This window comes from Salegentibacter salegens (genome assembly GCF_900142975.1).
GTDB classification, from domain to species: Bacteria; Bacteroidota; Bacteroidia; order Flavobacteriales; family Flavobacteriaceae; genus Salegentibacter; species Salegentibacter salegens.
In genome coordinates this window covers 3,261,001-3,275,401 of record NZ_LT670848.1, presented here as the reverse complement: position 1 = coordinate 3,275,401, position 14,401 = coordinate 3,261,001, and the positions used below count along the sequence as shown (strand labels likewise).

Below are 14,401 nucleotides of genomic sequence, written 5' to 3'. Positions count from 1 at the left end.
ATACCAGATCAATTCAACAATTCTCTTCAAAATAATTATCCCAAAATGAAAATACTTTATAAGTCATTTTTCCTGATTCTTTTCTTTTTAATTATTTCCTGTAAAGATTCCAACCCACCGGAAAAGGAATTAGCGAAAAAAGAATCTACTGAAGATACTAAAATCTTCAGCCAGGTTTCTGCTGCAAAATCTGGTATAGATTTTAGTAATAATCTTACCGAAAACGATTCCTTAAATTACTTTACCTACTCTTATATTTATATGGGTGGAGGGGTATCTACCGGAGATATTAATAACGACGGCCTGCCCGATCTATATTTTACAGGAAACCAGGTTCCCAATAAGCTTTATTTGAATAAAGGAAATATGGAATTTGAAGATATTACAGAATCTGCCGGGGTTGCCGGAGATGAGAGATGGTACACAGGAGTTACCATGGCTGATGTTAATGCAGATGGTTTTCTGGATATTTATCTTTCTGTAGGAGGAAAATTTCAACCTAAAAACAACCAACTCTTTATAAATAATGGAGATGGGACTTTTACCGAAAAAGCTAAAGAATATGGGTTAGATGATGCCGGTAATAGTGTACAAGCCACTTTTTTTGATTACGATAAAGACGGAGACCTGGATGTTTATATCGCCAATTATCCTCCAACCCGTTTTGACGCGCCAAATTTTGTGTATGAATACCAAATGAAAGCTGTAACCGATCTACAAACAGATCATTTAATGCGTAATGATGGCGGAAAATTCACCGATGTCACTAACGAAGCTGGGGTGAGAAGTTTTGGGTTAACGCTCTCTGCTACTGTAGGAGATTTAAACAACGATGGCTGGCCAGACCTTTATATTTCAAATGATTTTAGCTCCCCAGATTATATGTATATAAACAACGGGGAAGGTAGTTTTAGAGAAGTTGTAAAAGATGCTACTTCCCACACTTCATTTTACGGAATGGGGGTAGATATCGCAGATTACAATAATGATGGACTTTTAGATATCTATCAGGTAGATATGTCGGCCAAGAAAAACAGGCGAAAAAAAGCCAATATGGCCAGTATGAACCCCGATTTGTTCTGGGGTACTGTAGAAGCAGGTTTTCACTATCAATACATGCAAAATGTGCTGCAAACCAATACGGGAGTTTTTAACAATAACACGCCGTTTTTTGCAGATCAATCCCGTATTGCCGGTGCCGCTTCTACAGATTGGAGTTGGGGTCCTCTTTTTGCCGATTTTGATAATGACGGCCATAAAGATCTTTTTGTGACCAACGGCACGCGAAGAGAAATTAACAATAACGATTATTTTAATGAGCTTAAAAACAAGTCGCTTACTAAAGAAGACCGCCTTGAAAAAAGTTTAAATATCCCTTCAGAAAAAATAGATAATTTTATTTTCCAAAATAACGGAGACCTCAGCTTTACTATAGCTAATGAAAAATGGGGAATTGAATATGAAGGATTTTCTAACGGGGTAGTATATGTAGACCTGGATAATGACGGTGACCTGGAAATTATTACTAACAATATAGACGATAATGCTTCTGTTTTTGAAAACCAGAGTTCTGAAAGAAATAACTATGTACAAATAAAGCTGGAAGGTCCTGAAAAAAATAAATTCGGTTTGGGCAGTAGAGCTTATATCACTGCCAATGATACCGAGCAAATGCAGGAACTAACTTTATCTCGTGGATTTCAGTCTTCTGTGGCTCCCCAACTTCATTTTGGACTTGCAAAAGCAGATCTTATTGACAAAATTAGAATTGTATGGCCAGATGGTAAGGTTGAAATAAGGGAGGATGTTGAAGCAAATCAATTTTTAAGTTTCAACTATAAAGATGCTTCAGCAATAGAAACTCCTAAAGAACTTAAGCCAGAGACTTTATTTTCAACCATTACAGATTCTACCTCGTTCCCTGCTCACAAACACATCGAAAATGAGTACGACGACTTTAAAGATGAAGTACTACTGCCCCACCGTACCTCTACTTTTGGCCCAGGTATAGCAGTCGGGGATTTAAATGGTGACGGCAAAGAAGATTTTATTGTAGGAGGAGCAGCCACCTATGAAGCAGGATTATACTATTGGACTGCATCTGGCTTCGAAAAGCAAAGTAGTGCGGCCTTTAAAAAAGATAAAGGTTTTGAAGACCTTGATGCCCTAATTTTTGATGCCAATGGAAATGGCTATAACGACATTTATGTAGTTAGCGGGGGTAATGAGTTTGATCCAGATTCTGAGATGCTTCAGGATAGGTTATACATTAATGATGGGAAAGGAAATTTCACAAGAGATTTAAATGCGTTGCCAAAAATGCACGATAGCGGCTCCAGAGTATACAAAGCCGATTTTGATAAAGATGGAAAGGAAGAATTACTGGTATTAGGAAGATTAGTTCCTGGAAATTATCCGAGCCCAGCTAACAGTTATATTTTAAAAAATAACAGCAAAAATGGTAAAGTTTCTTTTAAAGACATAACTCAATCGATTGCTCCTTTTCTTACATCTTTAGGGATGGCAACCAGTGCAGAAATTGTAGATATAGATAATGACGGGTGGAAAGATATTATTATTGTAGGAGAATGGATGCCTATTAAAATTTTCAGAAATAATAAAACAGAATTTAAGGATGTTTCTAAAAAAATGGGAATAACCGATGATACTGCTGGATGGTGGTGGAGTATTAAAAAAGGTGATTTCGATAATGATGGAGATCAGGACTTTATAGTTGGAAATCTTGGTAAAAATTATAAATACACCGCCAGTGAAGATGCAACCTTTGACATCTATTTTAAAGATTTTGATGGAAATAACAACAATGATATTGTATTGAGTTATTACAACGAAGGTGAGAAATTTCCATTGAGAGGAAGAGAATGCTCATCGCAACAAATTCCGGGAATAAAAGAGAAATTTCCAGATTACGAATCCTTTTCAACAGCAACACTTGAAGAAGTATATTCAGAAAAAGATTTAGAGAATTCCCTGCACTACCAGGTGAAATCTTTTTCCAGCATATATTTAGAAAATGCTGATGGAAAATTTAAAATTCACGAATTGCCAAATGTGGCTCAAATATCTTCAATTAATCAAATTCTTGTAAAGGATTATGATAACGATGGGCACTTAGACGCCCTAATTGCAGGAAACCTCTTTTGGTCTGAAGTAGAAACAACAAGAAACGATGCCGGCTATGGAATGTTCCTTAAAGGAGATGGAACAGGGAATTTTGAAGAAGTTGTGCCTGCACAAAGTGGCTTCTTCCTACCCGGAGATGTTAAAGATATGGAAACAATTAAGGTCGAAAACCGGGAAATTATCATCGCAGTGAAGAATAACAGTCCTGTTCAATATATTGGAATGAAGAACCAATAACGTTATTAATGTGATAATTACAATTCTTATTATTGCACAATCGATGAATTAATGAGAAAAAACTACGAAAATTAGAGATTTTTTTTAGAAAACCGATTGCGTAAAATTATTTTTTGTTACTTTTAACCCGAATTAATTAACTAACTAACAAATAATTATGAAAAACAATTACTTGAAAAGGGGGCTTTTCATTGTAACATTTTTTTGTTTTGGCTTTATTACAGCCCAACAAACCGTTACGGGAACAGTAAGTGACGAATCAGGACCTATACCTGGAGTGAATGTCATAGAGCGAGGAACCTCCAACGGTACAACTACAGATTTTGATGGAAATTATAGTATAGAGGTAAGCGATGACGCAGTTCTCGTTTTTAGCTATATAAGTTATCAAACCCAGGAAATTGCCGTTAACGATCAAAGCGTTATTGATGTAAATTTAGTAGCCGCGTCAGAATCCCTGGACGACGTTATAGTGGTAGGGTATGGTACCCAAAGCCGTGCTGAAGTTACAGGAGCTATATCTTCTATTAGTACAGAAGAGATTAATAGTTTACCGGTATCAACCGCAGAGCAAGCTTTACAGGGTAGAGCTTCTGGTGTTACCGTAATTAACTCAGGTTCTCCAGGGAACTCTCCTGCGGTTAGGATTAGAGGATTGGCCTCACCTAATAATAACGACCCTTTATATGTTATAGATGGTGTTATCGCAGGTGGATTGGGTAGTCTAAACCCAAATGATATTGAGAATATACAAGTTCTTAAAGATGCTTCTACTACAGCTGTTTACGGTTCTAGAGGTGCAAACGGTGTTGTACTTGTTACCACCAAATCTGGAACAGCTTCACAAAAAGCGCAGCTAAGTCTTGACACTTATACCGGGGTACAATTTAATAATAATCGTTACGACTTATTAAATAGAGAGCAATACATACAATATGCAAGAGAGGTAACAGATACTGATCCGGAGCGTCTTACAAATCCTGAGTATGCAGACTTTATTGACAATAATACAGACTGGCAGGATGAAATTTTTAGAACTGGAGTTATGAAAAGTATCAACCTTGGACTTTCCGGGGGTAATGAAAACAGTAATTTTAGATTTTCAGGAGGATACCTTAACCAGGAAGGTGCGGTTATAGAAACAGAATTTGAACGTTTCAATTTTAGATCTAATAGTAACTTTAATTTTGGGAAACTTAGTTTTGGTCAAACCTTAAATGTGGCTTTCACTTTACAAAATCCTGAAAGAGAAGATGGAGGTAGATCAATAATAGAACACGCTATAAAATCGGCTCCTTATTTAAGTGTTTATAACCCCGATAACAGGGGCGGCTTCCAGGGACCAAACTCGGCGCTAGACGGTCAGGATGCGGCCAACCCGGTTAGAGTGCAAACCTTAGGAAGTGCAGAGAATAAGGGACTTACTATTCTAGGTAGCCTTTTTGCTGAATATGAAATAATTGACGGACTTACTTTTAAGAGCCAGGCAGGTATTGATTATTATAAGTATAACAATAATAATTTTATTCCTTCTTATAACGATGATAGTAATGGTGGAACCCATCAATTTGGTTTTGCTCAAATCACTAAAAATAGTGGGACCAATCAATCGCTTACACTTACCAATAGCTTAAACTACAAATTTGAGGTAGCAGATTTCCACAACTTTGAAGTTTTAGTTTTAGCAGAAGATCAAACTATTGATAGTGAAAGCCTGGATGCAAGCAGCCAGAATCCTATTACTGATGATGTAGAAGAACTATCTCTGAATCAAGCAGGCTTGTCTTCAGCTTCTTCAGAATACAGAAGAGTTGGTTATTTAGGACGATTAAATTATAATTTTGATCAAAAATATCTTTTATCTGGATCTTATCGTCAAGATGCATCCAGCCGTTTTGGTGCTAACAACCGTTGGGGTACTTTCTGGTCTGTTTCTGCAGGTTGGAATGTAGCCAAGGAAAGTTTTATGGAAGATACAGACTTCAACAATTTCAAAATTAGAGGTAGTTGGGGTACAACCGGTAACGACCAGATTGGTAATTATCGTTATGCTTCTACACTTGTTACAAGCTTTATTTACCCAATTGGAGGCGCAGCTGTACAGGGTACTACTGCTGAAGGACTTCCCAATCAAAACCTTAAATGGGAGGAAGTTACTATGAAGAATATAGGATTGGATTTAGGTATGTTTAATAATGCATTAACCCTATCCCTTGAATATTATAGTAATCAAAGTGACGATCTTCTTTATGAATTGCCACTTCCACTTAGCTTAGGTTATAATGTGCCAACAATCGCTTCTAATGTTGGATCTGTAGAAACAACCGGTTTTGAGGCTGATCTTGGATATAACGATTACGAAGGTGAATTTACCTGGTCTGCCAATTTAAACCTGGGAACCAGTAAGAATGAAGTGCTTTCTATTGGTAGCCTGGACCAGGTTCAGGGAGGATTTTTTGAAAATGAATATCTTACCAGAATTGCTCCGGGAGAAACTTTATTTCACTTCTATGGTTTAAAAACTGATGGTATATACCAAAATCAAGCAGAAGTTGATGAGGTATTTACAGCTAATCCAGATCAAACAGCCGTGCAACCGGGAGATATTAGATTCCAGGATCTTAACGGAGATGGAGATATCACCGCTGCAGATAAAACAGTAATAGGGAATCCATACCCAACACTTACTATGGGACTTAATTTAAGTGCTCAGTATAAGAATTTTGATATTTCTATGTTTATTCAGGGCGCGTATGGTCACGAGATCTATAATACTAACTTATATGATCTTGAAGGAATGCCAAGACTATTTAATAGTGGTGTAGCTGTTTTGAATAGATGGACTGGAGAAGGAACTTCAAACACGATACCACGTGCTTTAGGAGCTCCACAAAACCTAAATGCTTCAGATCGTTTTGTAGAAGATGGTTCTTATACCAGGCTTAAGAATTTAAATATTGGATATACTTTTGATGAAAATATATTTGGTGAATCTCTTGCCAATCTAAGAATATACATAAGTGGACAAAACTTGATTACCTTAACCGATTATTCCGGACTTGATCCAGAAATTGGTGTTGATAACGTGTTGCAACAGGGTGCCGGGGCGATAGGTATTGATAGAGGTTTATATCCTCAGCCTACTTCATTAACATTTGGTCTACAATTAGGATTTTAAAAAAATACAATTATGAAAAAAATAAAAATAATATTAATGGTCTTTGCCACATTGTTCGTAGTAAACGGATGTGAGGAAGAAGATTTTGAACTAACAAACCCTAGTGGTCTTTCTCCTGAAACCTATTTTAGGACAGAAGCCCAGGTGCAATCGGCAGTGAATGCAGTATATGCCAATACACAAACTATAGGATTATACACCAGAACTTTATTCTTTGCGATGGATATTATGTCTCGCGAAGCTCTGGGGAATCCACAACTGGAAGCAGATAAAAGAGTTTATCAGGAATGGTCTTTTGATGCGAGCCACCCTCCAATCGCGTGGTATTGGGATGCCTGCTTTAGAGGAATCAACAAAGCAAATTTTGTGATTGATAATGCAGATAGAATTAATGAAATTCCATCTTCATTGTTAAGTGATGAGAAAAAAGCAAGATTTATTGGAGAAGCCAAGTATATGAGAGCTTTTTACTATTTCTTATTGGTAACCCGTTTTGGCGACGTGCCTTTAATTACAACAGTTCCTGAAGATGGATCAGGGTTCCCTAGAACTCCTGCAGACCAGGTTTACGACCAGATAATAGTTGATTTAAATGATGCCAGCCAGACTTTATGGAATAAAGATCGTACTGAAAATGGTAGAGCTACTCAAGGCGCAGCTTTTGCACTTTTAGGAAAAACACACCTTTATCTTGAAGAGTACGATGAGGCTTTAGCTGCTTTTGAGAATATTTACGGACAATATTCTCTGGAAGAAGATTATTTTGCAAACTTCAGAGAAGAAGAAGAATTTGGCCCAGAATCAATCTTTGAAATTCAGTATGATGATGATATGGGTAACTCTGCCGTATGGGACTCTAACGCAGCTGGTGAAGATGCAAATGAAGTTACCTTCCGTGGCCAGGAGTATGGTTTCAACGATTGGTTTAATGTATACCCTAATCCAGTTCTGGTTGATGAATACGAAGACGGTGATATTAGACGTGATGAAACTTTCTATTTCCCAGGTGATACTTTTGCAGGTGGTGTAATTGAAGAATTACCTCTGGAAAGAGATGCTGCCTGGAGAAAGTACCAGAATTATTACAAAGATGTGAATGAAGATCAGGCTTCCGGAATAAATATGAAAGTTATTCGATATGCCGATGTTCTTTTAATGATGGCTGAGGCTGAAAATGCAATGGTAAGTGGTGATAAATCACTGGCAATTGATTATATCAATGAAGTAAGAGAGCGCGCAGGATTAAGCCCTCTTTCTGACGGTCTTTCCCAGAACGAAGTGTTTGACGCCATAGTACATGAAAGAATGGTAGAATTAGCCGGTGAACAAGTACGTTTCCCAGATCTTGTAAGATGGGGACTTGCTGCCGATTACCTTTCTGAATTTGGTTTCCAGGCAGGAAAACACGAAATCTGGCCTATTCCTAATGATGAAATTTCTGCAAACGACGGTATAAGTGCGGAAGATCAGAATCCAGGATACTAATAAGTATTCAGTTAATAAATTCAAAGCCCTTTCATTAGTTTGAAAGGGCTTTTTTTATGTTCAGATTTAATCAGAATAGATAATAATGGAAAAATAGCTAAGTTGGTGGGAAGAAAATTATCGCAAGCAAATAGAATAAGTATTCAGCAATCAGCAAAGGATCATATTGAGATTAAAATACAATTTAAAAGCGTTGCCGGAACCTACAAACATCTACACCAACCTTTTTAAGAATTTTGTAAGTTTCCACTGCCACTCACCAAGCTTCCAGAAGGTTTTGAAACAAATTCAGCTTTAAATGAGGTAAATCAAAAATTAAGTAAACAGTTATGGTAGTAAACTACCTTAGGGCAAGCTCGTGAGGCATTCATAGAAAATAATAATTTTAATATCGAGGCATCCCGAGAATGTCGGGACGGAGCATTACATCTCGATTATCGAGTAATAAAAAATCTGGCCTTGATGCCAGATTTTTTATTTTTATAGTCAAAGTTTTCAAATTATTCTTACTAAAACATCAGCTATCATTTTCTTCAATCCGAGAATTATCAAGTTTTAAGATACTTAAGTTATTCATTAAGCAGATCACGAACGGCATTCACGAGATAGATATAAGATGCACCAACATTTACCACATATTCATTTTCTCCCCATAAAAAAGGCCAATCTTCTTTATTTTCAGGATAATCTGGTTTTAAAATAAGAACTCCAGGTACTACTCCTCCGGCAATAAACGAAAAATCTGCGCGGTTCATTCCATATGCTACTTTTTTAGATTTTGTTCCTACTCCAGAAACAAAAGAAATATCTGAATCGGGATGAGTTCCGTATAGATAATTAAGCCCCTTAAAGACTTCTTCTTTATCAATAAGATCAGGAAATTCCTTGTGGAGATGGTAATTATTAATTGCATTGGCCACAATTTGACCATTGCCAGCCCAACCTCTTCTACCAATTGGCACACCGTATGGATTTTCTTCACGGTGCTCTGCCATTTCATCTTTGTAGGCTTGTGCCCTGTTTCTAATTTTCTGTTTAAAATCCTCATCCATAAATGCTAAAATCTTTATTGCACGACCTGCATGAAGATTAAAGTTTTTATCTACTGTAGCCCACATCTCCTTTATACGTGTAGCATACATTTCATCTTTGGTAGAAAGTAATAATTCTACCGCTGCCTTCAATTCTTCGTCTTCTAATGAGCCTCCGGTAGTATTACCGTGATGAAAAAGATCGGGTTCTTTTGAATGCTCTTCTTTCCAAACATTTATAGCGGTGTTTATACACTCTTCTGCCAGTTTATCATTGTAACCTTTAAGAACCCGGCTAGCAGCCGCTAATGCCGCTATAGAACCATAATTTAAAGGTGTGCTTTTACTTGTAAAGGCCCATCTGTCATCAAATTTCCCACTTCTGTATCCATCAGTTTCCAGGGGATCCATTTCTTTATCATATATCAGGTTATCTGTCATGGTTAGACCGTCTCCCAAATGGGTATACTGGGAAATATCAGGCACAATAATTCCGGGAATCGCCCTCCCAAGAGCACGGTGCTGCGCTATTAAACCCAAGGTTCCGTGTTCAATTTGCTGAAGAATATCAGGCTTTCCATCAGGAGTATGTAGATCTACATATTTGGAATCGTAATCAACTAAAGTTTGATCACGCTGCAGATTAAAATCTTCATAGGCATGCGCAAGATTTGAGACCACATAATACTGGGTTTGCGTTCTTATATCATAATCGCCGGCATCATACCAGCCTCCAATATTAAGCCCAGGTATATGCTCTCCAGGTTTATAATCGGTATCTGTTGTTGCCCCCTGGGCATAGAGGTCAAAATGCTCATGATTAACGGGAGCCTGCAATGCATCATCCAGGTGAGAAGCGCCGTGCCAAACCCTATAGGCTTCGTTTACTAACATATGATCCATTTGTACTGGAAAAAAAACATCGTTTGTTGGGTGCCAGGCCTTTTCATAAACACCTTCACTAATTCGAAAAGGAGCAGTAGTTTCGTCTTTATAAGAGATAACATATAAGCCTTCTTCTTTTACTTCAGAAAAATCGAAATATAAATATTCATACCTTGTATACTGTCCCCAATTAGATAAGGCAGCTGTATGTTTTTCTACCTGCTCTCCCCTTTCATCTAACTTATAAAGCGTAGCCTGTGAAGCAGGAGAATCATTTTTATCCAGTTCAATAACTGCAACTTTTTCCTGATTGGGGTGATAACCAACCTGGGAATGACCAATAACCGGCTTACGTGTCCAATCTGGGGTAGAGTTAACGTTTAATCGCCACTCTAAAACTTTGCCTGTTTTGCCTTCAGGAAGTAAACTCCTAACCACAAACCAGCCATTTTGTGCTTTGTCCCTTCCATCATGTAGCATTAATTTGGCTTCATTTGAAACAATGGTAATTTTTCGTTCAGGATCTCCCGGAGCTACTACCAGGGTTTTTCCTTCAGCAAAAGGCTTTGGTGCGGTGTAACCAGTAGAATCTTTTTCCATGCTACTGTGAGGATATAACGGAAAATTTCCTCCTTCCCCGTCCATATAATATGTTTTTTCTGAATAGGCCGAGGGTATAAATTCCAGATTAAAGCCGGCTTTTCCATGTAATGCTTCGGGAATGGGATTTTCTAAGTGTACACTCAAAACTACTTCATCTCCATCTCTTTCAGCCCGTATCATATATTCAAAATCATAGTCGGGGTATTTTTCATAAGTATCTATGCGATTATTTTCCCTATCCACTTCCCTTTTTAAAAAAGTGGGAATCGCGTCCCATTGTTCCGGGGTGGCGTGTAACCTAACATCTCCGTTTGTCACTGTTCTCACTCCGTGGTGAATAACTTCTATACCACTTATTTTTGAATCACTAAATAGGCCGTCATACCAATTACTGAAAACCAGGATGTTCACACCTGGCTTTTCAAAATATTCTTCTTCATTAAGCGTCAATGGCGAAGTTTGAGCAAATAAATTGCCTGCCAATAAAAATATGCTTAGACAAACTCCCTTTAACAAGAGCTTCTGGAAGATTAGCGGGTTCTTTCTTAAATAAGATTCTTGTGTAATTTTCTTCATAATGCTTATTGGTTTTAAAAGCTTAAGTTTTATAGGTTAAAAATCGAGGAAAAACCTTCAGAATTACTACAGAGTCACCAGAAACAATCGATTGCGTAACGAAGGTGAGGACACCCCCAGAAAAAGTATAAATTATATTTCATCCTGAAAATTTAAGAGCAGTTTGCTATTATTCCTGATAATTTAATTCCGAAAAATCGTATTATTTCTTAAAAATATACCTTTCTATTCAGTAAAGCAAAAAATCTTAAAACTGAATCTAGATACTTCGCTTTATGGATGACAAAACTCACCTTAAAACAGACAATTTTTACCAAAATAGTCCCACAAGGATTTCGATTGCGAAAAAAAACTATTAAAATTGAAATAAAATTTCAGGATAACCCTGCTTATACTTACCAAAAACCTCCCGATTCATTTATTTGCTGCAAAGCTTCACCTGCTGTGGTCACGGGAAACTTACATACGTGATCTTTACATACATAAATTGTGGTTTGACCTTCTATGAATTTACCTTTTAATAATTCTAAATTACCTTCTTGCTTCCCACCCATTAACAGAACATTCGGAAGATAATCACGGTTTAATTCTTTTTTCACGCTATTAAAATCGTCTCCAACTATTGCTACCTCAAATGGAGGTTTTACAAGGAGAGCTTCAACTATAGCCCAGTTAGCATAGAAATCTGGATATTCTTTTAAATCTTTCTGCACATTTTGCAACATTTGTTTCGCAAGATCCTTGTTTTCACTATCGTAGAAATAATGTCCCAAAATTAAAAGGTTTTTTGCCATTTCTGAATTAGATGAAGGAATAACATTATCCAGAATTTCCTTCTGGCGGGTAATTAGACCGGAATGATCATCATGGGTGTAATAGAACATTCCGGAAGAAGGATCAAAAAAGTGTTCTTTTGTATAATTTGTAAGATCCCTGGCCTGAAATAGCCATTTTTCATCGAATGTAGCCTGATAAAGATCGATGAAGGCAGAAATCACAAAGGCATAATCATCTAAAAAACCAGGAATGCTGGTCTCCCCATTTTTATAATTCCTGGTAACGGCACCATTTTCTGCTATTACATTTTCATTTAAAAAACTGGCATTTTTAAGAGCGGCATCTAAAAATCGTTTTTCATCAAAAGCCTTATAGGCATTCAGGTAAGCTTTTATCATTAAAGCGTTCCACGAAGTAAGTACCTTATCATCAAGAGCCGGTAAAGTTCTCTTTTGCCTTTCTTTCAGTAATTTATTTTTACCATCAGAAAGTATTCCTTTTAATTCTTTACTAGATAAGGAGTGCTCTTCAATAAATGCTTTATCGGTTTTTTCCCTGTGTAAAATATTTTTTTCATCTTCCCAGTTGCCGTCCTCTTCCACATTGTAATACTCTTTAAAAATTGAAGAATCTCCATCTAAATGAGTGTCAATTTCATCGGCCGTCCAAACGTAAAACTTTCCTTCTTCCCCATCGGTATCTGCATCGAGTGACGAAAAGAATGCTCCGTTTTTAGCGGTAAGTTCCCGTTCTACAAAATCAAGACTTTCGTAAACCACCTGTTTATAAAGCGGATTCCGGGTTTTTTGCCAGGCCTGGGAATAAAGCTCTATAAGTTGTGCATTATCATAGAGCATTTTTTCGAAGTGAGGTACAAACCAATCTTCATCGGTAGAATACCTGGCAAAACCTCCGCCAAGATGATCGTAGAGACCACCAAAAGCCATATTCTCAAGGGTGACATTTACGGCTTCCAGTGCGCTGGCATCGTCAGTTAAATAATTATAGTGAAGTAAAAATTTCCATAATCCCGCCACCGGAAATTTTTGTGTTTCTACTTTACCCCCTTTTTCAAAATCTATTTTAGGTTTTAATTGAGTATAAGCAGTTTCAAGCTCATCTAAAGAAAAAGCTGTTTCTTTTTTAACAATTGGTATTTGCTCTAAAGATTGAATCCCCTCTGTTATCTTTTCGGCTTGTTCTACTATAGAGCTGGGATCGTCTTTATTTAGTTTTACAAAGTGCTTAAGGATCTTTAGCCAGTCTTCCTTTGGATAATATGTACCTGCATAAAAAGGCTTTCCATCTGGCAGGGCCAAAACATTTAAGGGCCAGCCTCCGCTCCCAGTCATGAGCTGTGCGGCATTCATATATAAATTATCTACATCTGGACGCTCTTCCCTGTCTACCTTTACCGAAATAAAATTCTTGTTCATAATTTCAGCTACTTCCGGGTCTTCAAAACTTTCCTCTTCCATCACGTGGCACCAGTGACAGGCGGCATAACCAATACTAATAACCAGTAATTTATTTTCTTCCTTAGCTTTAGATATTGTTTCTTCGCTCCAGGGGTGCCAGTTTACAGGATTATGGGCGTGCTGTAATAAATAAGGACTGGTTTCATTTACAAGCATATTTGTAAACTCGTGCTCTTCTGGTTCTTTATCTAATTGATTTTCACTCGACGAGTTATTTTTAGATTCATTTGCACAAGATAGAGAGAGAAAAATAGCCAGAAATATTCCGGCAATGGAAGACAATTTCATGTTCTTATTATTAAATCTTTGTAATATAACTTCCTAAACGAACTTTTCAAATAAATCCCGCTATTATTCGGAAAAACTTCCTGTCAAAAAAAGCCTATCAGCATTTTGCCGATAGGCTCTATTAGTTTTATCTTAATTTAGAGTAGCTTCTACCCTACCGCACTTTAACATTTTATTGCCGTAATACGGATTAAAAATATCTTTGGAGTTAGAATACCAGTAATCACCTTTTCCTTCAAAAGCCATTGGACAATATTGCTTATAAATCTCACCCGACTCTAAAGCGTCCTGTAAAACAGGTTCCATAGCCGCAGTAAGTGTAGAAAAGTTTTCCCGCTGTGTGTTTACATCATCATTTTCTGCTATTTGCATTGCAGCAGAAGCTATTTCTTTATTTTCCCCTGCCTTTTCTGCGAGTTCAGCTGCTTTATCACCTGCAGCTTCGGCATCGGTATTTACAAAAGCATCTTTAATTTCTACATATAAATTATAGATTTCAGCAGTATTTTCATCTTTAAATTCGGCCTCTAAGGTTTCGCCTTCATAAGTTTTCATTTTAGCCTGATCTTCAGATTGGTGCATTTCATTTTGCATAGGCTCTGCTGGTTCATCCTTTTTTTCTTCGGCATCGCGGCAAGAGGTCATAGATAGCGTTCCCGCTACCAGGCTAAGCATCATTAGGTTTCTTAGGTTTTTTTTCATCGTTTCTGTTTTTAATT

General features: G+C 37.2%; 6 protein-coding genes. 3 read left to right on the top strand and 3 right to left on the bottom strand.

The window, feature by feature from the left end:
* The first annotated feature begins 45 nt into the window (after positions 1–45).
* The 3 genes from B5488_RS14515 to B5488_RS14505 all read left to right on the top strand — a co-directional run bounded on the left by B5488_RS14515 (position 46) and on the right by B5488_RS14505 (position 8,044).
* A complete protein-coding gene (locus B5488_RS14515; protein ID WP_079735924.1) occupies positions 46–3,381 on the top strand; it encodes an FG-GAP-like repeat-containing protein in 3,336 nt (1,111 codons plus the stop codon).
* Positions 3,382–3,538: 157 nt separating this feature from the next.
* On the top strand, positions 3,539–6,559 hold the full coding sequence (locus B5488_RS14510) for a SusC/RagA family TonB-linked outer membrane protein (protein ID WP_079735923.1): 3,021 nt from the start codon (positions 3,539–3,541) through the stop codon (positions 6,557–6,559).
* A 12-nt stretch (positions 6,560–6,571) separates the two neighbouring features.
* A complete protein-coding gene (locus B5488_RS14505; RefSeq protein WP_079735922.1) occupies positions 6,572–8,044 on the top strand; it encodes a RagB/SusD family nutrient uptake outer membrane protein in 1,473 nt (490 codons plus the stop codon).
* A 569-nt stretch (positions 8,045–8,613) separates the two neighbouring features.
* Here the strand turns inward: B5488_RS14505 and B5488_RS14495 are convergent.
* The 3 genes from B5488_RS14495 to B5488_RS14485 form a co-directional block, all read right to left on the bottom strand.
* Positions 8,614–11,139 carry a glycoside hydrolase family 9 protein gene (locus tag B5488_RS14495; RefSeq protein WP_079735920.1) on the bottom strand — a complete coding sequence of 842 codons (2,526 nt, stop codon included), beginning with the start codon at positions 11,137–11,139 and terminating at the stop codon, positions 8,614–8,616.
* Between the two features lie 395 nt (positions 11,140–11,534).
* Entirely contained in the window at positions 11,535–13,682 is a 2,148-nt protein-coding gene (locus B5488_RS14490; protein WP_079735919.1) for a thioredoxin domain-containing protein, read from the bottom strand.
* 132 nt (positions 13,683–13,814) lie between these two features.
* Positions 13,815–14,384 carry a DUF3347 domain-containing protein gene (locus B5488_RS14485; protein ID WP_079735918.1) on the bottom strand — a complete coding sequence of 190 codons (570 nt, stop codon included), beginning with the start codon at positions 14,382–14,384 and terminating at the stop codon, positions 13,815–13,817.
* Positions 14,385–14,401 lie beyond the last annotated feature (17 nt).

What these genes read in the sequence shown, in the direction of transcription:
- B5488_RS14515 (WP_079735924.1), top strand. Translation starts at nt 46, where the DNA reads ATGAAAATACTTTATAAGTCATTTTTCCTGATTCTTTTCTTTTTAATT.
- B5488_RS14495 (WP_079735920.1), bottom strand. Translation starts at nt 11,139, where the DNA reads ATGAAGAAAATTACACAAGAATCTTATTTAAGAAAGAACCCGCTAATC.
- B5488_RS14485 (WP_079735918.1), bottom strand. Translation starts at nt 14,384, where the DNA reads ATGAAAAAAAACCTAAGAAACCTAATGATGCTTAGCCTGGTAGCGGGA.
- B5488_RS14490 (WP_079735919.1), bottom strand. Translation starts at nt 13,682, where the DNA reads ATGAAATTGTCTTCCATTGCCGGAATATTTCTGGCTATTTTTCTCTCT.
- B5488_RS14510 (WP_079735923.1), top strand. Translation starts at nt 3,539, where the DNA reads ATGAAAAACAATTACTTGAAAAGGGGGCTTTTCATTGTAACATTTTTT.
- B5488_RS14505 (WP_079735922.1), top strand. Translation starts at nt 6,572, where the DNA reads ATGAAAAAAATAAAAATAATATTAATGGTCTTTGCCACATTGTTCGTA.